Genomic DNA, 24,136 nt, shown 5'->3' on the forward strand with positions numbered 1-24,136 from the left:
GGCTGCAGAACGCCGAGGCGAGCCCATAGATCGGAACGCTCTGGCTCGGTGCGTCGCGGCTGTACCGCGCTTCAGAAATGCAGCGATGGACCCGGTTTGTTGCCCTCGGGAAACTTCAGGCCAACCTTGCGCACCTGGCCATGCTCCATGGCGGCGATGGTCCAGGTCAGGCCGTTCCATTCGATCTGATCGCCCGTAACCGGCTTGCCGCCGACGCGCTCGGCCATGAAGTCGCCGATCTGCTGACTGCCGTCGACTTCGCCCAGTTTCAGGCCATACAGGGCCGCAAGGGCGCTCATCTCGGCCTCGGCTTCAAGGATGAAGTCGCCGAAGAAACGCATGTCTCGGCCGCGCTGCGGGGCCTCGCTGAACAGCTTGCCAAGCGCCGGGAGGTCTTCCTCGTGGCCGATGACGCAAAGGATGTCGTCGACTTGCAGGCGCGTGCTGCCCGATGGGTGCAGCAGTGCCTTGCCGCGGAACAGGGCTGCGATGCGTGTGCCAGTGGGCATCTTCAATTCACGCAGCGCTGCGCCGATGCACCACTTCTTGGCGGTCAGGCGATAGATGAACAGTTCCCACTGACTGGTTGTGTGGATCTGCAACCCTGCGCGGGAGATCGGCAGCGGCGAGGGCGGCACCTCGACCTTGGCCTTCTTCGCGGCCCAGGTCAGGGTGGTGCCTTGCAGGAGCAGCGAAACCAGCACGATGAAGAACGCTACGTTGAAAAACAGCTGGGCGTTTTCCAGCCCGGCCATCAGCGGAAATACCGCGAGAATCACCGGCACCGCGCCGCGCAGCCCGATCCAGGAAATGAACAGGCGCTCACGCAGGTGGAAGCTGCGAAACGGCGACAGCCCGATAAACACTGCCAGTGGGCGGGCGAAGAGGATCATCCACAGTGAAAGGGCCAGTGCCGGCAGGGCGATGGGCAACAGCTGGCTGGGCGTGAGCAGCAGGCCGAGCACGAGGAACATGCCGATCTGGCTGAGCCAGGCGAGGCCGTCGAACATGTGCAGGATGCCATGACGGTTGCGGATGGGGCGGTTGCCCAGCAGCAGGCCACAGACGTAGACCGCCAAAATGCCACTGCCGCCGATGGCGCCGGACAGCGCGTAAATCATGATGCCACCAGCGACGGCCAGCAGCGGGTAGAGCCCGTCCGCGACAGAAAGGCGGTTGATCAGGTGCAGCAGCAGCCAGCCGCCAGAAAGGCCGAGCAGGGTACCGATACCGAACTGCTGCAGCAGGCTGATGAAGAAGCCCCAGCCGAACCCGGTCTGGCCGGAGGCGAGCATGTCGATCAGCGCGACGGTGAGAAACATCGCCATCGGGTCGTTGCTGCCCGACTCGATTTCCAATGTTGAACCGACCCGTTCGTTGAGCCCCCGGCCGTTCAGCAGGTTGAACACCACGGCGGCATCTGTCGAGCCGACGATGGCGCCGATCAGCAAGCCCTGCATCATGGGTAGATCAAATAGCCAGGCTGCAGCTAGACCGGTCAGGCCGGACGTGACAACCACCCCTGCTGTAGCCAGCGAAAACGCTGGCCAGAGTGCGACGCGGAAGGTGGCGGCGCGGGTGCGCATACCGCCATCGAGCAGGATGATTGCGAGGGCCAGGTTGCTGATCAGAAAGGCCAGCGAGTAGTCGTCGAAGACGATGCCGCCGATGCCGTCGACGCCCGCGAGCATGCCGACCGCGAGAAAGATGACGAGGATCGGCACGCCGAGACGTGTCGACAGAGAGCTCATCAGGATGCTCGCCGCAACCAACAGAGCACCGACAAAGAACAGTTGGTTGATGTTGCCGATATCCAAACGCGCTCTCCGAAGGTTAGTGCTGCTGGCAAGCATGCAGGCTGCATGCCAGCGATTCTAACCCGCGGTTTTGACGTGCTGTCAAAAAAGCCCGGCGGAGCGACGGGCGTTTCGGATGAGGAAGGTGGCGCCGATAAACGGCGCCTTGAATGGTTGTGGCCGCCCGACACGTACAACGTGTCGGGCGCCAGGTCAGAACCAGTCTTCCTGCATGGTCAGGCAGGTGTCGTCACGACCGGCCAGCAGATCCAGTTCGTGATGGCAGCTCGGCACTTCCCACGTCAGGAAATAGCGTGCAGCTTGCAACTTGCCGCGATAGAAAGCGACGTCCGCCTCGTTGCCCTTCGCCAGCCCCTGCTCGGCGTGAATCGCCTGCTCCAGCCAACGCCAGCCGATCACGGCGTGACCGAATACCTTGAGGTACAGGGCCGAGTTAGCCAGTGCCTGGTTGATCTTGCCAGCCATCAGGTCGCCGAGCAGCGCTTGGGTGACCTCGGTCAGGCGCGCCAGGAGCTGCTCCAGCGGCTGCCGCAGCGCATCCAGCGAGCTGAATTCGCCCGCGCGCTTGCAGGTACCCTGGATCAGACCGAGTAACTGGCGCAGCCCGGCGCCGCCGTTCTGCGTCAGCTTGCGTGCCAGCAGGTCGAGTGACTGGATGCCGTGCGTACCTTCATGAATCGGGTTCAGTCGGTTGTCGCGGTAGTACTGCTCAACCGGGTACTCACGAGTGTAGCCATGGCCGCCCAGGATCTGAATGGCCATCTCGTTGGCTTTAAGGCAGTACTCCGAAGGCCAGGATTTGACGATCGGGGTGAGCAGGTCCAGCAGCTCGTGGGCGCTCTTGCGCTCTTCCTCGGTCCCTGCGGTCTGCTCTTCGTCAACGATACGCGCGGCATAGAGGCCGAGATCGAAGGCGCCTTCGACGTAGGCTTTCTGCATCAGCAGCATGCGTTTGACGTCGGTGTGCTGGATGATCGGAACCTGTGACGATGCCGGGTTCTTGCCATCTGGCAGGCGGCCTTGTGGTCGTTCCCGCGCGTAGTTGAGCGAGTACAGGTAGCCGGCGTAACCGAGCATGATCGCGCCCATGCCAACGCCGATGCGCGCGTCGTTCATCATCTGGAACATGTACGACAGGCCCTTGTGCGGCTCGCCCACCAGGTAGCCGACACAGTTGCCGTTGTCGCCGAAGTTCAGCGCCGTGGAGGTGGTGCCGCGCCAGCCCATCTTGTGGAACAGCCCAGCCAGGATCACGTCGTTGCGCTTGCCGAGGCTACCGTCATCGTTGACCAGGAACTTGGGGACGATGAACAGGCTGATGCCTTTCACACCGGGCGGGGCGTCGGGCAGCTTGGCCAGGACCATATGCACGATGTTTTCCGACAGCGGATGATCACCACCGGAGATGAAGATCTTGTTGCCCTTCAGGCGATAGCTACCGTCGCCGGCCGGCTCGGCGCGGGTACGCAGATCGGACAGGGATGAACCGGCGTGCGGCTCGGTCAGCGCCATGGTGCCGAAGAAGCGGCCTTCAAGCATGGGCTGGAGAAAAAGCTGTTTCTGTTCATCACTGCCGAACACCTCGATCAGGTGCGACGCGCCCATGGTCAGCATCGGGTATGACGAGGTGCCAATGTTGGCCGACTGGAAGTGAGCGAAACAGGCCCGTGAAAGCAGATTGGGCAGCTGCATGCCGCCATCGTCGAAGCTGCGCGACGCGTTGTGAAAGCCGGCCTCGATGAACGCATCGACGGCAGGTTTCACTTCCGGAATCAGCACCGCTTCGCCGTCCTTGTAGATCGGCTCGTTCTCGTCTGCCTTGCGGTTGTGCGGGGCGAAGAGGTTCTCGGCAATGCTGCGGGCGGTGTCGATGGCCGCGTCGAAGGTTTCGCGGCTGTGGTCGGCAAAGCGTTCGCGCTGGGTCAAGCCTTCGGCGTCGAGTACTTCGTAGAGTTCGAATGCCAGGTTACGCGGGCAGAGCAGAGTCTCGGGCATGGAAAAATCCTCCGTTTACATGCACTCGAGTCTAAGGAGCCGGCGAGACGGCTGCCTAGCACCATACATTCGAGTGATGGGTCGACACAGCAGCGTCTTTTGGGGGTTGCCTGGGCGGCCTTAGTGTGGCTTCGCGCAGAAATATTCGAGCAGCTGTGCAAGGTGACCGTCGCCGATGCCTGCGTCGATCAAATGCTGTTCGGCACGAGCCAGATGTTCTTCGATGTGCTGGCGCGCCGCCTCGGGGCCGAGCAGGGCGACTACGGTGCTTTTTCCGGCGTCTTTGCCGGAATCCTTGCCGATCTGCTGAGGGCTGAGCCCGTCGGCCAGATCGTCGAGGAGCTGGAAGGCAAGCCCGAGTTCGGTGGCAAAACCGTTGAGATGGCGCGTGCAGCTCGCGCTGGCATCGGCCAGCAGCGCAGCGGACTCCACCGCAGCCGTGAAAAGCGGGCAGGTCTTCAGGCGGTTGGTATGGGCAATGGCTTCGAGCGGGCGCGCGCGTTGCCCCTCACGCAGATCGTGAAACTGGCCGCGAACCAGGCCCTGCGCGCCGGTGGCTTGCGACAGCAGACGCACCAGTTGATTGCGCGTCGACGCGTCGATGCTGGCTGTCGAGGCGGCTATGCTGAATGCTTGGCTGAGCAGGGCGACCGAGCCGAGGACCGCGACGTCTTCGCCGAACTCACGGTGAATGGTCGGCCGGCCACGGCGCAGCTCGGCGTTGTCCATGCACGGCATGTCATCAAGAAACAGTGAGGCGGCGTGCACCATCTCCAGGGCGCAAGCCAGGTCGAGGCCGGCATCGAAGGCCGTCGCGTCCTGCTGCAGATCCTTGAGGGTCAATAGCAGCAGCAATGGTCGGACACGCTTTCCCGGCGCGATTGTGCCTTCACGCATGGCGGTGGCGATGGCATCTTGCGGAGGCGCTAGCGGTAGCCACTGGCCAAGCCGCTCGTCAACCTGTGCACGCAGCGTACTGACTGTCCGCCCGAAGTCGTGGTGCGTGTCCGGCAAAGCGATGGCCATGACGACCTCCTGTATCGTTTTTCGTTAGATATCGTGACAATACCTGTACAGAGTGTATAAGTCTTGGCACTTTTAATGACCACTACCGTCCACATAAGGTCATCGAACGAGGCGCTGCATGACTAAAGAAACTATTGCGGAACGTAAGAACGACCACCTGGACATCGTTCTCGACCCGCGCCGCGCCTGTTCCGCTGTCGATCCAGGCTACGCTGCCCTGACTTTCGAGCACTGCGCGGTTCCGGAGTTGCGTCTCGACGACATCGATATTCGCGCCGTGCTGTTCGGCCGACCCCTCTCAGCCCCCCTGCTGATCAGCTCGATGACGGGCGGCGCGGCGCGGGCGACTCAGATCAATCGAAACCTGGCCGAGGCCGCCGAGGTGTTGGGGATTGCCCTGGCGGTGGGCTCGCAACGAATCGCACTGGAAACCGACGCAGATCAGGGGCTGACCCGGCAGTTGCGCGAACTCGCGCCGTCGATCCATTTGCTGGCCAATTTCGGAGCGGCGCAGTTGGTTGCCGGCTACGGGTTGGATGAGGCGCAGCGCGCCGTCGACATGATTCAGGCCGATGCACTGATCATCCATCTGAACCCGTTGCAGGAAGCAGTGCAGGTTGGCGGTGATCGCAACTGGATAGGCGTGTACGCGGCGCTCGAGGCACTGGCCTTGCGCTTGCCGGTGCCGTTGGTAGCAAAAGAGGTGGGTGCGGGCATTTCTCCAAGCGTGGCGCAGCGATTGCTCGATGCCGGCGTATCGGTAATCGACGTCGCCGGTGCCGGCGGTACCAGCTGGGCGGCGGTAGAGGCGGAACGAACCCTGGATCCGCAGCAGCGCGCCATTGCCAAAGCGTTCACCGGCTGGGGCATACCCAGCGCGCAGGCGATTGCGGCTGTTCGCCGCGCGTGCCCCGCTGCTCAGCTCATCGCATCCGGCGGCATTCGTGACGGCATCGATGCGGCCAAGGCGATTCGTCTGGGCGCCAACCTGGTGGGGCAGGCTGCCGGCGTGCTGGACGCAGCGCTGATCGGACCGGAAGCCGTGGTCAAGCATTTCCAGGTGCTGATCGAGCAGCTGCGCATTGCCTGCTTCTGTACGGGCTCGGCCAATCTGGCGGAGCTGGCCAAAGCGCCGCTCCTGACCCCGTTCGACCCGTCCAAGCTGTGATGTGTCGTCAGGTTTGCTGCTCTGCCAGCCGACGAGGTTCGTTCCAATGACTCATTTCGCCGTGATCGCACCGCCTTTCCACAGCCACGTGCGGGCGATGGAAGCGCTCGTCTCTGAGTTGTTGGCGCGCGGGCACCGTGTGACAGTCGTGCAGCAGGCCGATGTGGCCGCAGTATTGCGCCACCCTCGATTGGGTTTTGCCCAGGTCGGCGCGGGCTCGCATCCGCCAGGCTCGCTCAGGGCTGTGATCGACCGTGCGGCACGCCCCGGAGGGCCCTGGGGCATACGCCGGGTGATCGCCGATATGGCTTCGGCAACCGATATGTTCTGCCGAGAGGCACCTGCCGTGCTTCGCTCCATCGGCGCAGAGTGCGTCATTGCAGATCAGATGGAGCCGGGTGGCGGGCTTGTCGCCGAGTACCTGGGGCTGCCGTTCGTGTCGGTGGCCTGTGCCTTGCCAGTCAACCGTGAGGCGCTGGTGCCGCTGCCGGTCATGCCTTGGCGCTATCGTGCGACGCCCTGGGGCGAGCAGTTGAATCTGCACAGCAGTGGCGTCTATGACCGCGCGATGCAGGCGCACGCCAACGTTATCTCGCGCCATGCAGCAGCGTTCGGTCTGCCGCCTCGCCAGCGCCTCGATGAATGCCTGTCGCCTTTGTTGCAGTTGAGCCAGACCACACCTGGTTTCGATTTTCCACGTTCCGCCCTGCCTGACTACTTCCACGGCATCGGCCCGCTGCGCTCGGCGTTGACTGACGAGCCAGCGATGACGATTCCGGTCGCTACCGGCAGGCCATTCGTGTTCGCCTCGCTGGGCACCCTGCAAGGCGATCGCTTCGGCCTGTTCCAGCGGATAGCGGAGGCGTGCCGCGATCTCGATGTACAACTGCTGATCGCGCATTGCGGGCGGCTTGATCGGCGCCAGGAGCAACGACTGCTCAAGGCTGGCGCCAGCTGGGTCACCGACTTCGCACCCCAGCGTGCGGTGCTGGCGCGAGCCGATGCCGTAGTCACCCATGCCGGGCTCAACACCGTACTCGACGCGCTGGAAGCAGGGGTGCCGAGCCTGGCGTTGCCGATTGCCTTCGATCAGCCCGGCGTAGCCGCTCGGGTGGTGCATGCAGGCGTTGGCTTGAAGCTCGATCCGCGTCTGGCCAGTCGCCGACGGATCGTGCAGGGCCTGCGTCGGTTGTTGCGCGAGCCCGATTTCGCTCAGCGTGCCCGACTTCTGGGCAATGAGGTTCGTGCTGCTGGTGGGGCGCCGCGGGCAGCGCAACTGATCGAGGCAGCCCTCGGCGTCGCATCGCCGGCGTTGCAGAGGGCCGAACATGGCTGATGCGGACCTGATCCTCGTCGGCGGCGGCCTGGCCAACGGGCTGCTGGCCCTGCGCCTGCGGCAGGCGCGTCCGGATTTGCGGTTGCTGGTCATCGAGCAGGGCGAAACCCTCGGCGGCAACCATACCTGGTCCTTTCACGAACACGATCTGACGCCAGTCCAACAGACCTGGCTGGAGCCGCTGGTGGGCAATCGCTGGCCTGGCTACGAGGTGATTTTCCCGGATCTTCAACGCCGTTTGGGCAGCGGCTATGCCAGCATCTTTTCCCATCGCTTCCATCAGTTGCTGATGTCGGAGCTGGCTGACGGCGTAAGTCTGAAAGCCACTGTCACGCACGTAGAGCCCCGGCAGGTGCGGCTGGCGTGCGGCAAAGTGTTGCGGGCTGGCGCGGTAATCGACGGGCGAGGGGTCCGTCGAAGCGGTCAGCTGGCATTGGGCTTCCAGAAATTCCTTGGCCAGGAACTACGCCTGCTTCAGCCGCACGGCTTGCTGGAGCCGATCATCATGGACGCCAGCGTCGCCCAGCAGGATGGCTACCGGTTCGTCTATGTGCTGCCGCTCAGCGCCGACACCCTGTTGATCGAAGACACCTACTACGCCGATGGCGATGCCGTTTCGCTTGGCGCGTTGCGCGACAACATTGCCCGCTATGCCAGCGAGCGTGGCTGGGTCATCGCCGAACTGCTGCGAGAAGAACAGGGCGTGCTGCCCATCGTGCTCTCCGGTGATTTGCCGGCGTTCTGGGACGAGGCGCGTGGCGTGCCGCAGACGGGGCTGTCTGCTGCTCTGTTTCATCCGACGACAGGCTATTCACTGCCTGATGCGGTACGCCTCGCCGATCACCTGGTCGCGCTGAATCGCTGGGATGCAGACAGCCTGTTCGCCGCGATTCGCGGCTATTCGATGCAGCAGTGGCGTCAACGTGGGTTCTTCCGATTGCTCAATCGCATGCTGTTCATGGCCGGACCGGCGGATCGCCGCTGGGCGGTCATGCAGCGTTTCTATCGCTTGCGTGAGCCGCTGATCCAGCGCTTCTACGCGGCCAACCTGACCACCTGGGACCGCTTGCGCATCGTCTCGGGCAAACCTCCCGTGCCGGTGGGTGAAGCGCTGCGTGCGCTTGCCGCTGGCAACCTGCACCACAAGGACAAATGATGAACGAACAAACAGGCGGTGTGAGGCGGGCCGTGGTGATTGGCGCCGGTTTCGGTGGGCTGGCGCTGGCGATTCGGCTGCAGCGTGCCGGCATTCAGACCACCGTGTTGGAGAAGCGCGATAAGCCGGGCGGCCGCGCCTACGTCTATCACGATCAGGGCTTCACTTTCGACGCCGGCCCGACGGTAATCACCGACCCTCCGGCGCTGGACGAGCTGTTTACCGGTGCGGGCAAGCGCATGGCCGACTATGTCGAGTTGCTGCCGGTCAGCCCGTTCTACCGGCTGTGCTGGGAGGATGGCTACAGCTTCTATTACGTCAACGATCAGGTCGAACTGGACCGGCAGATTCATGCCCTGAACCCGAAGGATGTGGCCGGCTATCAGCAATTTCTCACCTATTCCCGCGCCGTTTACCAAGAGGGCTACGTCAAGCTCGGCACCGTGCCCTTCCTGTCGTTTCGCAGCATGATCGGCGTCGCCCCGCAGCTGGCCAAACTGCAAGCCTGGCGCAACGTGTACAGCATGGTTTCCAAGTTCGTGGAGAACGATCGGCTGCGCCAGGCGTTGTCCTTTCATTCGCTGCTGGTGGGCGGCAACCCTTTTGAAACCTCGTCCATCTATGCGCTGATCCACGCGCTGGAGCGCCAGGGCGGTGTCTGGTTTCCGCGCGGCGGCACCGGGGCGCTGGTGCAGGGAATGGTCAAGCTGTTCGAAGACCTCGGCGGCAAGCTGGAGCTCAATGCCGAGGTGGCGAGCATCGAGCTGGCCGGTGGTCGGGCGAGTGCGGTGACCACGTGGGACGGCCGCCGTTTCAACGCTGATGCTGTGGCCTCCAACGCCGATGTGGTCAACACCTACAAGCAACTGCTCGGGCATGAGCAGCGTGGTCGCGAAGAGGCCAAGCGGCTCTCCGGCAAGCGTTTCTCCATGTCGCTGTTCGTGATTCATTTCGGCCTCAAACGACGCCATGAGCACCTGCAGCACCACACGGTCTGCTTCGGGCCACGTTACCGGGAGCTGATCAATGAGATCTTCAAGCATGAAACCCTGGCCGACGACTTCTCACTCTACCTGCACGCGCCCTGCGTAACCGACCCCTCGCTGGCGCCGGAAGGCTGCGCCAGTCATTACGTGCTGGCCCCCGTGCCGCATTTGGGCACCGCAGATATCGACTGGGCCGTGGAAGGGCCGAAGTACCGCGACCGCATCTTCGAATACCTCGAGCGTCATTACATTCCGGGCTTGCGCGACGACCTGGTTACCCACCGGATCTTCACGCCGCACGATTTTCGTGACGAGCTCAATGCCCATCTGGGCTCGGCATTTTCGCTGGAGCCGATCCTCACCCAGAGCGCCTGGTTCCGCCCGCATAACCGCGATGATGTGATTCCAAACCTTTATATCGTTGGTGCCGGCACTCATCCCGGTGCAGGCGTGCCGGGTGTGGTGGGTTCGGCCAAGGCCACGGCCGGCCTGATGCTGGAGGACTTCATGTTGGAGGAGCGGGCCGGATGAACGACCAGGTCATCGATCACTCGACGCAGGCGATCAATGTCGGCTCCAAGAGCTTTGCGGCAGCGGCGAAGCTGTTCGACGAACGCACCCGCCAGAGCGCGGTAATGCTCTATGCCTGGTGCCGGCATTGCGATGACGTGATCGATGGCCAGACGCTGGGGCACGGCCAGGTCGAGGGTGATCGCTCCACCGGTGAAGCGCGGCTGGCCGAGCTGGTGGACCTGACCGAGCGCGCCTATGCCGGGGAGCCGATGAGCGATCCGGCCTTTGCTGCATTCCAGCAAGTGGTTCAGCGCCACCAGATACCACGAGAATACCCATTGGAACATCTGGCGGGCTTCCGCATGGATGTGCAGGAGTATCGCTACCAGACGCTCGAGGACACGCTGCTGTACTGCTACCGCGTTGCCGGAGTGGTGGGCCTGATGATGGCGAAAGTGATGGGCGCCGAAGCGGAGGCGACGCTGGATCGGGCCTGCGACCTGGGGCTGGCGTTTCAGTTGACCAATATCGCTCGCGATATCGTCGAGGACGCGGAGATCGGTCGCGTCTATCTGCCGGCTGATTGGCTCGCGGAAGCAGGCATTCCGGCCGATGAGATCGGCCTGCCGCATAACCGGCCTGCGCTGGCGCTGCTGGCGGCCCGTCTGGTCGATCTAGCCGAGCCTTACTACCTGTCGGCCTCGCAGGGTTTGCGCGACCTGCCACTGCGTTCGGCCTGGTCCATTGCAACGGCGCATGGGGTCTATCGGCAGATCGGTGTGGAGGTGAAAGCGCGCGGCGCAGCGGCCTGGGACACGCGGGTGTCGACGACGAGTGCGCAGAAATTGCAGTTTCTGCTGGGCGGAGGACTGCTGACGCTGGCTTCGCGTCGGATGCAGCTCACGCCGCGCCCTGATTCCCTCTGGAAACGTCCCCGTCGGGCTTAGCGTTTGTCTTGTGCAACGGACCATCATGCAGCTCGCGCAGCTGCTGCTTGAGCACCGGAAGCGGCGGCGCGTAGAGGAAGCCGAAGGACACGCAGCGCTCCTTGCCCTCTACCGCATGGTGCAGGCGGTGGGCCTGATAGAGACGCTTGAGGTAGCCCTTGCGCGGTACGTAGCGTAGCGGCCAGCGGTGGTGGACCAGGCCGTCATGGGCGACGAAATATAGAAAGCCATAGGCCGTCATGCCGGCGCCGATCCATTCCAGCGGGCCGTAGCCCGCCGTACCCAGCGCGATCAGCAGGATCGCGACCCCGGCAAATACCACTGCATACAGATCATTCTTCTCGAACCAGCCGGTGCGCGGCTCATGGTGCGACTTGTGCCAGCCCCAACCCCAGCCATGCATCACATGCTTGTGCGCCCACCAGGCGAACAGCTCCATACCGGCCAGGGTGGCGAGAAATACCAGTGTGTTTGTCAGCACGGTCATATCCGATCCGCTCATCTGCAGGTCGGGCCAGTTTACGCGCTACGCCGCGACAATGGACCCAGTCCGACGCCTGGCGCAGCCCTGATTGTCGCTTAATTCTTCCAGCCGGCCGCCAGCGCCTCGGTCAATCGCGCCGCCGGAATCGGCTGGCAACCGCTGACGTTCTGCCCCGCCCATAGGGGTGAGAAATGATTGATGCCCTGAGGCTCGGCTGCGGCGCGCAGGCTGCCGATGGCATTGCCTGCCAGCGGAAACGCCGGCACGGCTTCTGGCCGAGCGCCCAGTTCGCGGATGAGGCGATTGACGATGCCGCGCGCTGGCCGTCCGGAGAACAAGGTGGTCAACACAGTGTGCTCGGCGGAGGGGCTCTGCAAGGCTTGGCGGTGCAGCTGACTGGCGCGGCTTTCGTCGCACAGCAGATAAGCGGTGCCGACCTGCACTCCCGCTGCGCCCAGCGCCTGCGTGGCGGATACGCAGCGGGCATTGGCAATCCCGCCGGCGGCGATCACGGGCACGTCCAGTGCGGCAATCAGCTGCGGCAGCAAGGCAAAGGTGCCGATCTGACCATTGATGTCATCGCTTAGAAACATGCCGCGATGGCCCCCGGCTTCGACGCCTTGGGCAATCACCGCGTCGACACCTTGCGCCTGCAACCAGCGGCCTTCTTCCAGCGTCGTGGCGCTGGAGAGGATTTTCGCGCCGCTCCATTTGACTCGCTCTAGCAGGTCCCTCGCAGGCAGGCCGAAATGAAAGCTGACCACCGGTGGACGGTGCCGCTCCACCACTTCGGCCATCGCGGCGTCGAAAGGCTGACGGGTTGCGCCGCCGGGAATGCTCGCCGGGTCGATCGCGAGTTCGTTCAGGAAAGGCGCCAGCAAGGCCAGCCAGGCCGCATTACGCGCGGCGTCCTCGGCGGGTGTCTGATGGCAGAAGAAATTGACGTTATAGGGTTTGTGCGTCAGCGCGGCCATGGCGGTCAGCTCGGCGTCCAGGGTCTCGGGGTTAAGCATCCCAGCAGGGATCGAGCCCAGCCCGCCGGCCTCGGAAACTGCGGCGGCGAGTTGATGGTTCTGCGAGCCGGCCATCGGCGCCTGGATGATGGGTAGGGTGATCTGCAAGAGGTCGCGAATGTCCATCGGGGCGTCCTGGTTGGATAGCGGTGGGTCACTGTAGCAGCCGTTTGTCGAGATTTCGTACCCCTGGTCTACGGGTGTTTCGTCCAGGCTCTGCGAATCGCGGCTCGGCGCAGTTAGACTGTGCGCTCTTCAGGAGTGCCCAATGAATTACCGCCACGCTTTTCACGCCGGCAATCACGCCGACGTCTTCAAACACCTCGTCTTGTCCCGTCTGTTCGCCATGCTGGCGCGCAAGGAGGCGCCGTCCGCCTATCTCGACAGCCATGCCGGCGTCGGCCTGTATGACTTGGCCGGTGACCAGGCCAGCCGCACCGGCGAGTGGCTGCAAGGCATCGCGCGGCTGTGGCAGGCAGAGGATGTCCCGGCAATGGCGCAGGGGTATCTGGATGTGATCCGTGCGCTCAATCCAAGCGGTCAGCTGCGTTACTACCCCGGCTCGCCGGAGCTGGCGCGCCAGCTGACGCGCCCGCAGGATCGCCTGCAGCTCAACGAAAAGCACCCTGAGGACGGCCGCCTGCTCAAGGACAACATGTCCGGTGACCACCGTGTTGCGGTGCACCTGGGCGAGGGCTGGCACGTGCCGCGTGCCTTGATGCCGACCGCCGAAAAACGCGTTGTTCTGCTCATCGACCCGCCATTCGAGCAGGCCGACGAGCTGAGCCGCTGCGTGACGGCGCTGAAGGAAGCGCTGGGACGCATGCGCCAGACCATCGGTGTGATCTGGTATCCCATCAAGGATGAGCGGCAGCTCAAGCGCTTCTATCAGGACCTGTCACGCAGCGGCGCACCCAAATTGCTGCGCGCTGAGCTGTACGTCCACCCCACCGACGAGGCGCTGCGGCTGAACGGCTCCGGCCTTGTCATCAGCAATCCGCCATGGGGGCTGGAAGAGGAACTGCGTGAGCTGCTGCCTTGGCTGGCCAAGCTGCTGGGTCAAAGCGAAGGCGGATGGCGACTGGACTGGTTGATCGAGGAGGCCTGATCGAGACGTAGATGCGTGTGCGACTGTTGGGCTAAAGCCCACCCTGATATGGATTGACCTGTCAACGATGTATCTGATATTTCGCTTTTGCTCTCTGCAAGTGGCTTCGGTTCAGGGTATGGAAGGCCATTCTGCGACGGTGGATCACTCTGATATACGTGGGTTGGTTACCGACCTGACTTCACTTCGTCGCGGAGCTGCCCTTCTCTACGGTCGTGGGTCTGTCCTCCCGCAAGAAGACGCCACATAGGATGGCCAGGGGTTCTCCTCACTGGCCTGCCATACCCTGAACCGAAGCCACTGATCCTCTTTCATCATGCCAACGCCTTACTGCCGTGCGCCTTGCCGATGCTCTCGCAGGCGATCGCCCAGATGAATCCCGCCAGCTCGCGGGCCACGGCGGTTGTAACCTGCTGCTTCGCCTTGCCTGCCTCCATTAGCGTCCGGTAACGACCACACAGGCGCTTTTGCGCTTGCCAGGCGATAGCCTGAATCGCCGCTGGGCACTTCTCGGCTCGTTTCTCGATGCAACGCGTCTTGCGCGCCGCGAAGCGGTAGTTCCACGCCGCTTCCACCAGCACTCGTCGCACATGCCCGTTGCCGGTGCGGGTAATGCAGCCTTGACGGCGCGAGCTCCCGCTGGAGTGCTCGCTGGGCACCAGCCCGAGGTAAGCCATCAGCTCCCGCGGCGAGTCGAAGCGGGTGATGTCGCCAAGCTCCGCCAGCGTCGTCATCGCCGTGATCAGGCTCACCCCGCGCAAGGCCATCAGCGCTTCCACCACCGAGCGCAGCGACCAGCCCGCCAGCGCCTCACGCATCTGTGTCTCCAGTCCGGCCACCCGTCTTTGCGCCGCCTTCACCGTGTCGACGTATTCCTGCAGGACGATCTGCTGCACCGGCGAGTCAAACTTGACCGTCTCCAGCCAGCGGAAATGGGCCTGGGTCCAGCGACTCTTGCCATCCTGGTAGATCCGGCCATGGCGTAGCAGGAAGGCGCCAAGGCGCTGGCGTGCCGTCAGCTCAATGGCCTTCATGTCCTCCCGGGCGCGGGTCAGATCGCGGATCGCTTCCTGCTCCGCATCCGGCACCCACACCGCAGTTAGCTCTCCCGACCGGTGCAGTCGCGCCAACATCAGCGCGTCCCGTCGATCGGTCTTCATCCGCTCGCCTACCTTGCGCGGAATCAGCGAAGGGGCCACTACCACGCAGTCATGCCCCTGTGCCGTCAGATCATGGTAAAGACCGTAGCCACATGGACCCGCCTCGTAGCAAAAACTCAACGCCTCGCCATCCGGGCTCAACTGCTTGAGTAGCTTTTGCACCGCCGCCGTGCTGTTCACAATATTCCCGTGATACTCCGGATCACCGCGCCCTGACCGTGCCGTCGCTACGGCAATCGTTTCCTTGTGCACATCCAAACCCACATAAACACGATTAAACTCGCTCATGACCTGCCTCCCTCGATGCGGCTCTGTGTTGAAGGGTTTTCTCACCTTGAAAACATAACCCGCGTTTTCAAGGTGAGGCAGGTCAACCCATGATGTCTACGGTTAGTCAGTCTTGCTGTCGTAAGGTAGGGCGAGCGTGCTCGGGGGAACATGTAGACAGCGAGTAGGTACGGCCGGCAACGCTTTGCATGATTCGTAGGGTGGGCTTCAGCCCACCGAGCAGGCCAGCGCTAGACCGTCGGGGCTCCGATGGCCCCCGTTCCCTTCCGAACTTCCAGCTAAAAAAGCTTCAGCGGCTCTTCCTGCAGTGCGGACATCTGCTCACGCAAGATCAGCACCTGATCGCCCCAGTAGCGTTCGGTGCCGAACCAGGGGAAGCTCATGGGGAAGGCCGGGTCATCCCAGCGGCGGGCAAGCCAGGCGCTGTAGTGCATCAGGCGTAGAGCGCGAAGCGCTTCGATCAGCGGGAGTTCTCGCGGGGCGAAGTCGTGGAATTCGTTGTAGCCATCGACCAGTTCGGACAGCTGCCCGAGGCGCTCGTGACGTTCGCCAGCCAGCATCATCCAGATGTCCTGCACCGAGGGGCCCATCCGGCAGTCGTCCAGGTCGACCAGGTGGAACGCATCGTCACGGGCGAGGATATTGCCGGGATGGCAGTCGCCATGCAGGCGGATCGGCTGGAAATCTGTGCGGGCGAAGACATCATCGACACGCTTCAGCAGGTCGCGCGCCACCGACTCGTAAGCAGGCAGCAGGCTCTTGGGGACGAAATTACCTTCGAGCAGCGTCGCCAGCGACTCATGGCCGAAATGCTGGGCATTGAGTGTTTCCCGATGCTCGAAGGGCCGGCTGGCGCTGACCGCATGCATGCGGCCCAGCAACTGACCGAGTCGGTAGAGCTGATCCAAATTGCCCGGCTCCGGCGCGCGACCGCCGCGGCGAGGGAAGAGCGCGAAGCGAAAACCGGCGTGTTCGAACAGGGTTTTGCCGTCGCGCTCGAATGGCGCCACGACCGGGATTTCGCGATCGGCCAGCTCCTTGGAGAACTGATGCTCTTCGAGAATGGACTCGTTGCTCCAGCGGCCAGGGCGATAGAACTTCGCAACGATCGGCGTTTCGTCCTCGATGCCCACCTGGTAGACGCGGTTTTCGTAGCTGTTCAATGCCAGCACGCGAGCGTCGCTGATGAAGCCGGTGCTTTCCACCGCATCGAGCACAAGGTCAGGCGTAAGCGTGTCGAAGGGGTGGCTCATGGTCGGCTCCGTGGACGGGTAGCCAGTGTATTGCACTGGCGTGTTTACACAACCGCGCCTGGCGACTCGCCGGGTTTCGGTGTCCGCGCCACGCAATAGACATCCACACGCGCCGCGCCTGCTCGCTTTAGCAGGCGGGCCAACGCCTCCGCGGTTGCGCCCGTTGTCAGCACATCGTCGACGATTGCCAGTTGACGTCCGGTCAGGCTCCGATCATCAATAAGCGCAAACGCCTGGCGCAGATTTCGTCGCCGACTGGCCGCATCGAGCTCCTGCTGCGACTGGGTGTCCTGAACCCGCTGGAGGAGTTTTGTATCGACCGGGATCGACAGTGCTGTGCTCAGCCAATCAGCGAGCATCTGCGCCTGATTGAAGCCGCGCTGACGCAACCGCCTGCGGGCCAGGGGCACCGGCAACAGCGCGTCGGGGCGTGGCAAACCTTCATCGAACGCGTGCTGCAAATGGCGCGACAGCTGCTCCGCCAGCAGCCTGCCGAGCGGCCATTGAGATTGGTGTTTGAAACGGCTGATCAGGGTGTCTACCGGAAACGCGAAGCGCCACGGCACGGTAACCTGATCGAACGCGGGCGGCCGCTTGAGACATTCACCGCAGATCAGGCCGGACGCCGGCAACGGCAGGGCGCATACAGAACAGTGCTCGCGCAGCCAGGGCAGTTCTGCTTCGCAGGCGCCGCAAACCGATTGCCGTGTTTCGCAGCGCTCATCACAAAGCGAACAGTAGTGTTCAATATTTAGCCAGTTGTAAACCATGATTCCTTTCCTGGTTGACAGCGCCTCGGCCTTGGCTAACCATTTCGCATCCGTGCCTGGCCGCCGAGCCGCTATTAATTACAAGGATTGCCCATGAGCGCCACCGCCGCTTCCGTTACCCGTCACGACTGGAGCCTCGCCGAAGTCAAGGCGCTCTTCGAACAACCCTTCAATGACCTGATCTTCCAGGCTCAAGGCGTGCACCGCCAGCACTTCGATGCCAACCGCGTCCAGGTTTCGACGTTGCTGTCGATCAAAACGGGCGCCTGCCCGGAAGATTGCAAGTACTGCCCCCAATCAGGCCACTACAACACCGGCCTCGATAAAGAAAAGTTGATGGAAGTGCAGAAGGTGCTGGAGGCTGCGGCCGACGCCAAGGCCATTGGTTCGACGCGCTTCTGCATGGGCGCCGCCTGGAAGCACCCGTCCGCCAAAGACATGCCTTACGTGCTGAAAATGGTCGAAGGCGTGAAAGCCCTGGGACTGGAAACCTGCATGACCCTTGGCAAGCTCGATCAGGAGCAGACCAAAGCCTTGGCAGCCGCGGGGCTGGACTACTACAACCACAACCTGGACACCTCGCCGGAGTTCTACGGCAGCATCATCACCACCCGCACCTACGCCGACCGGTTGGAGACGCTGAGCTATGTCCGCGAGTCGGGCATGAAGATCTGCTCCGGTGGCATTCTTGGCATGGGTGAGTCGCTGAATGACCGCGTCGGCCTTCTGATTCAACTGGCCAACCTGCCCGAGCATCCGGAATCGGTGCCGATCAACATGCTGGTCAAGGTCAAGGGCACACCGCTGGCCGAAGAGCAGGACGTCGATCCTTTCGACTTCATCCGCATGCTCGCTGTAGCGCGGATCATGATGCCGAAATCTCATGTGCGCCTGTCGGCCGGTCGCGAGCAGATGAACGAGCAGATGCAGGCGCTGGCCTTCCTCGCTGGCGCCAACTCGATCTTCTACGGCGAAAAATTGCTGACCACCGGCAACCCGCAGGCCGACAAGGACATGCTGCTGTTCAAGCGCCTGGGGATCCAGCCGGAAGCGCGCGAAGAGCACGACGACGAAGTGCACCAGGCCGCCATCGAGCAGGCCCTGGTCGAGCAGCGTGACAGCAAACTGTTTTACGACGCCACTGCCTAAGCAACCTCAGTAGGAGCGAGGGGGACGCCTAGTCCTTGCTCGCGAAGCTTTCGCGTCCTCCCGTTCGCGAGCAAGCTCGCTCCTTAGGGTATTGAACTATGCCTTTCGATCTTGCGTCTCGTCTCGCTGAGCGCCGCGCCGCCCACCTCTATCGCCATCGCCCGTTGCTGGAAACACCGCAGCAGCCGGAGGTGACGGTTGATGGCGAACAGTTGTTGGCGTTCTGCTCCAACGACTATCTGGGGCTGGCCAGCCACCCCGACGTCGTCCGCGCCATGCAGCAGGGTGCTGCGCGCTGGGGCGTCGGCGGCGGAGCATCGCATCTGGTCATGGGGCACAGCACACCGCATCACCAGCTCGAGGAGGCTCTGGCTGAGTTCACCGGCCGGCCGCGAGCGTTGTTGTTCTCCACCGGTTACATGGCCAACCTCGCAGCCGTCACCGCGCTGGTGGGGCAGGGCGATACAGTGCTGGAAGACCGTATCAATCACGCTTCGCTGCTCGATGCCGGCCTGCTCAGTGGCGCGCGCTTCTCGCGTTACCTGCACAACGACGTCGACAGCCTGGCCAAGCGCCTGGACAAGGCCGCCGGCGATACGCTGGTGGTTACCGATGGCGTATTCAGCATGGATGGCGATCTGGCCAACCTGCCAGCGCTTTGCGCCACTGCGAAAGTCAAAAATGCCTGGGTCATGGTCGATGACGCACACGGCTTCGGCCCGTTGGGCAAAACCGGCGGCGGCATCGTCGAGCATTTCGGCTTGGGGATAGATGACGTGCCGGTCCTGGTCGGCACGCTCGGCAAAGCCTTCGGCACCGCTGGGGCCTTTGTGGCTGGCAGCGAGGAACTGATCGAGACGCTGATCCAGTTCGCTCGGCCTTACATCTATACGACCAGCCAGCCACCGGCTGTCGCCTGCGCCACCCTCAAAAGCCTGGAGCTACTCCGCAGTGAGAGCTGGCGCCGAGATCACCTGAACAGTCTGATCGCACGTTTCCGTCAGGGTGCGAGCGGGATCGGTCTGACCTTGATGGATAGCCCGACGCCGATCCAGCCAATTCTGGTCGGTAGCAGCGAGCGCGCCCTGAAACTCTCTGCGGCGCTGCGTGAGCGTGGAATTCTGGTCGGTGCCATCCGCCCGCCGACAGTGCCAACCGGCAGCGCGCGGCTGCGAGTGACCTTCAGCGCGTCGCATAGCGAAGCGCAGGTGGAACGACTGCTGGATATCCTGGCCGAATGCTGGAATCGAATGGCCGAGGAGCCTGAAGCGGATGCGTGATCAGCTGATTTTGCTACCCGGTTGGGCGTATGGCCCGGCTGCTTTGCAGCCTTTGTGCGAGGCGTTGACAGAACTCGATCCGGATCTTGACGTGGTCATCGAGCCCTTGCCCGAGCTTGCCGATCCCGAAGCCTGGCTGGATGAACTCGATCGCCGTTTACCCGATGACAGCTGGCTGGCCGGTTGGTCGCTGGGCGGTATGCTGGCGGCCCAGCTCGCCGCGCGGCGCCTGGATTCCTGCCGTGGACTGGTCACCATCGCCAGCAACCCCTGCTTCCGTGCCCGCGCTCAGTGGCCCGAAGCGATGGCAGCGGAGATCTTCGATGCCTTTCAAGAGGCGTTCAGGCTTGATCCCGAGGAAACGCTCAAGCGTTTCCGTCTGCTCTGTAGCCGCGGTGGCTACGATCCGCGAACGCTGGCCCGCCAGCTGGAAGTCAGCCAATCTGATTCGACGCCGGCCGTGCTTGAAGCCGGCTTGCGATTACTCGCTGAGCTGGACGGGCGTGGCGCGCTGCATGGCTATTTCGGGCCGCAATTGCACCTGTTTGCTGGTGGCGACGCGCTGGTGCCTTCGACTGCCTGTGATGCGCTTCGGCGCTGGATGCCTGGGGTCGAAGCCGAGCTGATCGCCTCGACAAGCCACGCGCTCCCTTTGGAGCGGCCGGACGACGTGGCCGCAACCATCGCGGCTTTCATCAAGAGCAAGGCGGAATGACGGACGCGGTCGCGGCACTAGCACCGGATATGAAAAGCGGCCTGCCTGACAAGCGTCAGGTTGCTGCGTCGTTTTCCCGTGCGGCATCCAGTTACGACGCTGTAGCCGAGCTGCAGCGCACCGTCGGCAACGCGCTGATCGAGCGTCTGCCCCTTGGGTTGACGTCGGCGCGCTGGCTGGATCTGGGTTGCGGCACCGGCTATTTCTCACGGGTGCTGGCGAACCGTTTCCCGGCCGGCGACGGTGTCGCGCTGGATATCGCCGAAGGCATGCTACGCCATGCCCGGTCCCAGGGCGGCGCGGGCAGTTTCATCGCTGGCGATGCTGAGTGCTTGCCGCTGCGTGATGCGTCGGCGGATCTGATTTTTTCCAGTCTGGCGCTGCAGTGGTGTGAGGATTTCCCCGCGGCGCTGAGCGAGGCGAAGCGGGTGCTCCGTCCTGGTGGTGTGTTCGCCTTCAGCAGCCTCTGCAGCGGGACTCTGCAGGAGCTGCGCGACAGCTGGCAGGCGGTGGACGGTTTTGCCCATGTGAATCGCTTTCGTCCGTTCAGCGCCTATCAGCAGTACTGCGCCGCCGGTGGTTTGCAGCTGGAGCGGTTAGAGGTCGAGCCCGAGGTGCTGCATTTCGCCGAGCTGCGTCAGCTGACCAGCGAACTCAAGGCGCTCGGCGCGCATAACCTGAACCCCGGCCGCCCGGGCGGGCTTACCGGACGTGCTCGGATTCGAGCGCTGATTGATGCCTACGAGCAGTTCCGCACGCCGAGCGGGCTCCCGGCGACCTATCAGGTGGTGTATGGCGTGTTGTGCAAGGAATTGACATGACCGCGGCTTATTTCGTCACCGGTACAGACACCGAAGTCGGCAAGACCACTATCGCTGCCGGACTCCTGCACGCCGCGCGGCTGGCCGGGCTCAGCACGGCAGCAGCGAAGCCGGTCGCATCTGGATGCGAAATTACCGCCGAAGGCCTGCGCAACAGCGATGCACTGGCGCTGCTCGGCGAGTGCACGCTGCCGCTACGCTACGAGCAGGTCAATCCGTTGGCCTTCGAGCCGGCAATCGCCCCACACCTGGCCGCCCGTGAGGCGGGTGTCGAGCTGACTGTAACGTCGCTGGCCGAGCCGGTTCGGCAAGTGCTGGCACTGCAGGCTCAGTTCTCCCTGGTGGAGGGTGCGGGTGGCTGGCGCGTGCCGCTGGCTGGAGACGAAACGCTTTCCGATCTCGCCATAGAGCTTGGGCTGCCGGTGATTCTGGTAGTCGGCGTGCGCCTTGGCTGTATCAACCATGCGCTGCTCAGTGCCGAGGCCATCGAGCGCGACGGATTGAGGCTAGCCGGCTGGGTTGCCAACATCGTTGATCCTGCCACCTCACGATTGCAGGAAAATCTCGCGACGTTGAATGAGCGGCTTGAGGCCCCATGCCTTGGTCGGGTGCCGCGCTTGCCGACCGCAAGCCCGGCAGCGGTAGCACACTACCTCGACCTGGCGCCGCTCATGATTTTGCCGCTCGGGACTTGAAGACGGCGCGCAGCCATCATTCGGTCATGTGCTTGAATGCAGCTGATAGCGACGTGGCGCTGGCGTCAGCGGAACGGCTCTGCTATCAATGATAGCTAAGCGACTTCAGTGGGGGTTTGAATCATGCAAATCAACAGTCTTCTATCTGCCGGCTTTGGAGCGTACCAAGCCGGCCAGCAGCGGGTTGACCAAGCCAGCGCTGTCGTGGCTGATCGCACGCTGCCTGCTGCTGAAACCTCTCAGGCAATGGCCGACACGGTCGAGCTGACCGAGCAACTGGTTCAGATGAAAGTCGGTGAGCATCAGGCCAACGCTGGCGTGCGCCTCCTGCAGACCGCCGACGAAGTGCTCGGTACATTGGTCAACACCAAAGCCTGACCTGCGCCGGCCTTTCTGGCCGGCCGCCTCGCCCGATTCCGGGCACCCTGATCCCTGCCCATGATTGTTCAGATGCCGACGAATGGCGTCATGGTCGCTGCTTGACATCGAACAGGCCTAAACGTATGTTTCAAACGCCTGTTTGACCTGCCGGGGCTATGCCGGATGGTCCATTCAAAATCAAGCGTGGCTGACCCGTCAGTCACCTGAATCAAGAACCCACTGCTGAGGTTTACGATATGCCTGACTACAAGGCCCCCTTGCGCGATATCCGCTTTGTACGTGACGAATTGCTCGGCTACGAAGCGCACTATCAGAGCCTTCCGGGTTGTGAAGACGCCACCCCGGACATGGTCAATGCCATCCTCGATGAAGGCGCGAAGTTCTGTGAGCAGGTCATCGCGCCTCTGAACCGTGTGGGCGACATTGAGGGTTGCACCTGGAGCGAAAGCGGCGTGAAGACGCCGACCGGCTTTAAAGAGGCTTACCAGCAGTTTGTAGAAGGTGGCTGGCCGAGCCTGGCCCATGACGTTGAGCATGGCGGCCAAGGCCTGCCAGAATCGCTGGGCCTGGCAATCAGCGAAATGATCGGTGAAGCCAACTGGTCCTGGGGCATGTATCCCGGCCTCTCTCACGGCGCAATGAACACCCTGCATGAGCACGGCACGCCTGAGCAGCAGCAGGCCTACCTGACCAAGCTTGTTTCCGGTGAGTGGACCGGCACCATGTGCCTGACCGAGCCGCATTGCGGCACCGACCTGGGCATGCTGCGCACCAAGGCCGAGCCTCAGGCCGATGGCAGCTACAAGGTATCCGGCACCAAGATCTTCATCTCCGCGGGTGAGCACGACATGGCCGATAACATCGTCCATATCGTTCTGGCTCGTCTGCCCGATGCGCCGGCTGGCACCAAGGGCATCTCCCTGTTCATCGTGCCGAAATTCCTGCCGAACGCCGAAGGCGGAGTGGGCGAGCGCAATGGCGTGTCTTGCGGCTCCCTGGAACACAAGATGGGTATCCACGGCAACGCCACCTGCGTGATGAACTTCGATGGCGCCACTGGCTTCCTGATCGGCCCGCCGAACAAGGGCCTGAACTGCATGTTCACCTTCATGAACACGGCGCGTCTGGGTACTGCGCTGCAGGGCCTGGCACACGCGGAAATCGGCTTCCAGGGCGGTATCAAGTATGCGCGGGAGCGTCTGCAGATGCGTTCGCTGACCGGTCCGAAGGCGCCCGAAAAGGCTGCTGACCCGATCATCGTGCATCCTGACGTGCGCCGCATGCTGCTGACCATGAAGGCCTTTGCCGAAGGCAACCGGGCGATGATGTATTTCGCAGCCAAGCAGGTCGACATCGTCCAGCGCAGCAAGGATGAAGCCGAGCGCAAAGCCGCCGACGCGATGCTGGCGTTCCTGACCCCGATCGCCAAGGCGTTCATGACGGAAGTCGGTTTCGAGGCGGCCAACCATGGCGTGCAGATCTACGGCGGCCACGGTTTCATCGCTGAGTGGGGCATGGAGCAAAACGTTCGCGATAGCCGTATTTCCTGCCTGTACGAAGGCACCACCGGCATCCAGGCTCTCGACCTGCTGGGCCGTAAAGTCCTGATGACTCAGGGCGAGGCGCTTAAAGGCTTCACCAAGGTGGTGCACAAGTTCTGCCAGGCCAACGAAGGCAACGAGCCGGTCAAGCAGTTCGTCGAGCCGCTGGCCAAGCTGAACAAGGAATGGGGCGATCTGACCATGAAGGTTGGTATGGCTGCGATGAAGAACCGTGAAGAAGTCGGAGCCGCTTCGGTGGATTACCTGATGTACTGCGGTTACGCCTGCCTAGCCTACTTCTGGGCGGACATGGCACGCCTGGCGTCGGAGAAGATCGCTGCCGGCGAAGATGCGGACGGCTTCTACACCGCCAAGGTGCAGACCGCACGCTTCTACTTCCAGCGCATCCTGCCGCGTACGCGTACCCACGTTGAAGCCATGCTGTCCGGTGCTGACAACCTGATGGACATGGATGAGGCGCACTTCGAGCTGGCCTACTAAGGCCTCTGGAAGAAAAGAAACCGCTGCTACGGC

Annotated in this window: 21 protein-coding genes; 13 read left to right on the top strand and 8 right to left on the bottom strand. The window is 63.0% G+C overall.

The window, feature by feature from the left end:
* Positions 1-71 precede the first annotated feature (71 nt).
* The 3 genes from RT21_RS03890 to RT21_RS03900 form a co-directional block, all read right to left on the bottom strand.
* Complete coding sequence (locus RT21_RS03890) at positions 72-1,817, bottom strand: potassium/proton antiporter (protein WP_046161690.1); 1,746 nt, start codon at positions 1,815-1,817, stop codon at positions 72-74.
* Positions 1,818-2,009: 192 nt separating this feature from the next.
* Entirely contained in the window at positions 2,010-3,812 is a 1,803-nt protein-coding gene (locus RT21_RS03895) for an acyl-CoA dehydrogenase (protein WP_046161691.1), read from the bottom strand.
* 120 nt (positions 3,813-3,932) lie between these two features.
* A complete protein-coding gene (locus tag RT21_RS03900; RefSeq protein WP_046161692.1) occupies positions 3,933-4,838 on the bottom strand; it encodes a polyprenyl synthetase family protein in 906 nt (301 codons plus the stop codon).
* 118 nt (positions 4,839-4,956) lie between these two features.
* Between RT21_RS03900 and fni the strand changes: the two genes are divergently transcribed.
* The 5 genes from fni to RT21_RS03925 are packed head-to-tail and all read left to right on the top strand — an operon-like array spanning position 4,957 to position 10,944.
* Positions 4,957-6,006 (top strand): type 2 isopentenyl-diphosphate Delta-isomerase, encoded by a 1,050-nt coding sequence (fni, locus tag RT21_RS03905; RefSeq protein WP_046161693.1) that lies wholly within the window; start codon positions 4,957-4,959, stop codon positions 6,004-6,006.
* A gap of 46 nt (positions 6,007-6,052) precedes the next feature.
* Entirely contained in the window at positions 6,053-7,342 is a 1,290-nt protein-coding gene (locus tag RT21_RS03910; RefSeq protein WP_046161694.1) for a glycosyltransferase, read from the top strand.
* Entirely contained in the window at positions 7,335-8,498 is a 1,164-nt protein-coding gene (gene crtY / locus RT21_RS03915; protein ID WP_046161695.1) for a lycopene beta-cyclase CrtY, read from the top strand. Before RT21_RS03910 ends, crtY begins: the two co-directional genes overlap by 8 nt.
* Positions 8,498-10,015: a phytoene desaturase gene (locus tag RT21_RS03920; RefSeq protein WP_046161696.1), complete on the top strand. Its 1,518-nt coding sequence runs from the start codon at positions 8,498-8,500 to the stop codon at positions 10,013-10,015. The genes crtY and RT21_RS03920 overlap by 1 nt, the downstream gene beginning before the upstream one ends.
* On the top strand, positions 10,012-10,944 hold the full coding sequence (locus tag RT21_RS03925; RefSeq protein ID WP_046161697.1) for a phytoene/squalene synthase family protein: 933 nt from the start codon (positions 10,012-10,014) through the stop codon (positions 10,942-10,944). The genes RT21_RS03920 and RT21_RS03925 overlap by 4 nt, the downstream gene beginning before the upstream one ends.
* Here the strand turns inward: RT21_RS03925 and RT21_RS03930 are convergent.
* Entirely contained in the window at positions 10,898-11,431 is a 534-nt protein-coding gene (locus RT21_RS03930; protein WP_046161698.1) for a sterol desaturase family protein, read from the bottom strand. The genes RT21_RS03925 and RT21_RS03930 overlap by 47 nt on opposite strands.
* 92 nt (positions 11,432-11,523) lie before the next feature.
* Entirely contained in the window at positions 11,524-12,567 is a 1,044-nt protein-coding gene (locus tag RT21_RS03935; RefSeq protein WP_046161699.1) for an NAD(P)H-dependent flavin oxidoreductase, read from the bottom strand.
* Between the two features lie 142 nt (positions 12,568-12,709).
* On the opposite strand from RT21_RS03935, the gene RT21_RS03940 reads away from it, so the two are divergent.
* Complete coding sequence (locus tag RT21_RS03940; RefSeq protein WP_046161700.1) at positions 12,710-13,549, top strand: 23S rRNA (adenine(2030)-N(6))-methyltransferase RlmJ; 840 nt, start codon at positions 12,710-12,712, stop codon at positions 13,547-13,549.
* 314 nt (positions 13,550-13,863) lie between these two features.
* Here RT21_RS03940 and RT21_RS03945 read toward each other — a convergent pair whose 3' ends face one another.
* From RT21_RS03945 to RT21_RS03955, 3 genes are all read right to left on the bottom strand, one after another.
* Complete coding sequence (locus RT21_RS03945; protein ID WP_046161701.1) at positions 13,864-14,997, bottom strand: IS110 family RNA-guided transposase; 1,134 nt, start codon at positions 14,995-14,997, stop codon at positions 13,864-13,866.
* Between the two features lie 278 nt (positions 14,998-15,275).
* Positions 15,276-16,250: a serine/threonine protein kinase gene (locus RT21_RS03950; protein WP_045423903.1), complete on the bottom strand. Its 975-nt coding sequence runs from the start codon at positions 16,248-16,250 to the stop codon at positions 15,276-15,278.
* Positions 16,251-16,294: 44 nt separating this feature from the next.
* Complete coding sequence (locus RT21_RS03955; RefSeq protein ID WP_046161702.1) at positions 16,295-17,020, bottom strand: ComF family protein; 726 nt, start codon at positions 17,018-17,020, stop codon at positions 16,295-16,297.
* Between the two features lie 93 nt (positions 17,021-17,113).
* On the opposite strand from RT21_RS03955, the gene bioB reads away from it, so the two are divergent.
* From bioB to RT21_RS03990, 7 genes are all read left to right on the top strand, one after another.
* A complete protein-coding gene (gene bioB / locus RT21_RS03960) occupies positions 17,114-18,169 on the top strand; it encodes a biotin synthase BioB (RefSeq protein WP_046161703.1) in 1,056 nt (351 codons plus the stop codon).
* A 98-nt stretch (positions 18,170-18,267) separates the two neighbouring features.
* Positions 18,268-19,449 carry an 8-amino-7-oxononanoate synthase gene (gene bioF / locus RT21_RS03965; RefSeq protein ID WP_046161704.1) on the top strand — a complete coding sequence of 394 codons (1,182 nt, stop codon included), beginning with the start codon at positions 18,268-18,270 and terminating at the stop codon, positions 19,447-19,449.
* Positions 19,442-20,164 (top strand): alpha/beta fold hydrolase, encoded by a 723-nt coding sequence (locus RT21_RS03970; protein WP_046161705.1) that lies wholly within the window; start codon positions 19,442-19,444, stop codon positions 20,162-20,164. The genes bioF and RT21_RS03970 overlap by 8 nt, the downstream gene beginning before the upstream one ends.
* Positions 20,161-20,985 carry a malonyl-ACP O-methyltransferase BioC gene (gene bioC / locus RT21_RS03975; protein ID WP_046161706.1) on the top strand — a complete coding sequence of 275 codons (825 nt, stop codon included), beginning with the start codon at positions 20,161-20,163 and terminating at the stop codon, positions 20,983-20,985. Before RT21_RS03970 ends, bioC begins: the two co-directional genes overlap by 4 nt.
* Positions 20,982-21,680: a dethiobiotin synthase gene (gene bioD, locus RT21_RS03980; protein WP_046161707.1), complete on the top strand. Its 699-nt coding sequence runs from the start codon at positions 20,982-20,984 to the stop codon at positions 21,678-21,680. Before bioC ends, bioD begins: the two co-directional genes overlap by 4 nt.
* A 123-nt stretch (positions 21,681-21,803) precedes the next feature.
* Entirely contained in the window at positions 21,804-22,058 is a 255-nt protein-coding gene (locus RT21_RS03985) for a hypothetical protein (protein ID WP_046161708.1), read from the top strand.
* Between the two features lie 239 nt (positions 22,059-22,297).
* Positions 22,298-24,103, top strand: coding sequence for a phenylacyl-CoA dehydrogenase (locus RT21_RS03990; protein WP_046161709.1), 1,806 nt, complete (start codon positions 22,298-22,300; stop codon positions 24,101-24,103).
* Positions 24,104-24,136 lie beyond the last annotated feature (33 nt).

The sequence above is a fragment of the Pseudomonas sp. 10B238 genome (genome assembly GCF_000970615.1).
Taxonomy (GTDB): domain Bacteria; phylum Pseudomonadota; class Gammaproteobacteria; order Pseudomonadales; family Pseudomonadaceae; genus Stutzerimonas.

Bases quoted from the DNA above. Each gene is read 5' to 3' on its own strand.
- RT21_RS03940 (WP_046161700.1), top strand. From the start codon at position 12,710: ATGAATTACCGCCACGCTTTTCACGCCGGCAATCACGCCGACGTCTTC.
- RT21_RS03985 (WP_046161708.1), top strand. From the start codon at position 21,804: ATGCAAATCAACAGTCTTCTATCTGCCGGCTTTGGAGCGTACCAAGCC.
- RT21_RS03895 (WP_046161691.1), bottom strand. From the start codon at position 3,812: ATGCCCGAGACTCTGCTCTGCCCGCGTAACCTGGCATTCGAACTCTAC.
- RT21_RS03935 (WP_046161699.1), bottom strand. From the start codon at position 12,567: ATGGACATTCGCGACCTCTTGCAGATCACCCTACCCATCATCCAGGCG.
- crtY (WP_046161695.1), top strand. From the start codon at position 7,335: ATGGCTGATGCGGACCTGATCCTCGTCGGCGGCGGCCTGGCCAACGGG.
- RT21_RS03970 (WP_046161705.1), top strand. From the start codon at position 19,442: ATGCGTGATCAGCTGATTTTGCTACCCGGTTGGGCGTATGGCCCGGCT.
- RT21_RS03910 (WP_046161694.1), top strand. From the start codon at position 6,053: ATGACTCATTTCGCCGTGATCGCACCGCCTTTCCACAGCCACGTGCGG.
- RT21_RS03900 (WP_046161692.1), bottom strand. From the start codon at position 4,838: ATGGCCATCGCTTTGCCGGACACGCACCACGACTTCGGGCGGACAGTC.
- bioF (WP_046161704.1), top strand. From the start codon at position 18,268: ATGCCTTTCGATCTTGCGTCTCGTCTCGCTGAGCGCCGCGCCGCCCAC.
- RT21_RS03990 (WP_046161709.1), top strand. From the start codon at position 22,298: ATGCCTGACTACAAGGCCCCCTTGCGCGATATCCGCTTTGTACGTGAC.
- RT21_RS03920 (WP_046161696.1), top strand. From the start codon at position 8,498: ATGAACGAACAAACAGGCGGTGTGAGGCGGGCCGTGGTGATTGGCGCC.
- bioB (WP_046161703.1), top strand. From the start codon at position 17,114: ATGAGCGCCACCGCCGCTTCCGTTACCCGTCACGACTGGAGCCTCGCC.
- bioC (WP_046161706.1), top strand. From the start codon at position 20,161: ATGACGGACGCGGTCGCGGCACTAGCACCGGATATGAAAAGCGGCCTG.
- RT21_RS03955 (WP_046161702.1), bottom strand. From the start codon at position 17,020: ATGGTTTACAACTGGCTAAATATTGAACACTACTGTTCGCTTTGTGAT.
- fni (WP_046161693.1), top strand. From the start codon at position 4,957: ATGACTAAAGAAACTATTGCGGAACGTAAGAACGACCACCTGGACATC.
- RT21_RS03945 (WP_046161701.1), bottom strand. From the start codon at position 14,997: ATGAGCGAGTTTAATCGTGTTTATGTGGGTTTGGATGTGCACAAGGAA.
- RT21_RS03930 (WP_046161698.1), bottom strand. From the start codon at position 11,431: ATGACCGTGCTGACAAACACACTGGTATTTCTCGCCACCCTGGCCGGT.
- RT21_RS03950 (WP_045423903.1), bottom strand. From the start codon at position 16,250: ATGAGCCACCCCTTCGACACGCTTACGCCTGACCTTGTGCTCGATGCG.
- RT21_RS03925 (WP_046161697.1), top strand. From the start codon at position 10,012: ATGAACGACCAGGTCATCGATCACTCGACGCAGGCGATCAATGTCGGC.
- bioD (WP_046161707.1), top strand. From the start codon at position 20,982: ATGACCGCGGCTTATTTCGTCACCGGTACAGACACCGAAGTCGGCAAG.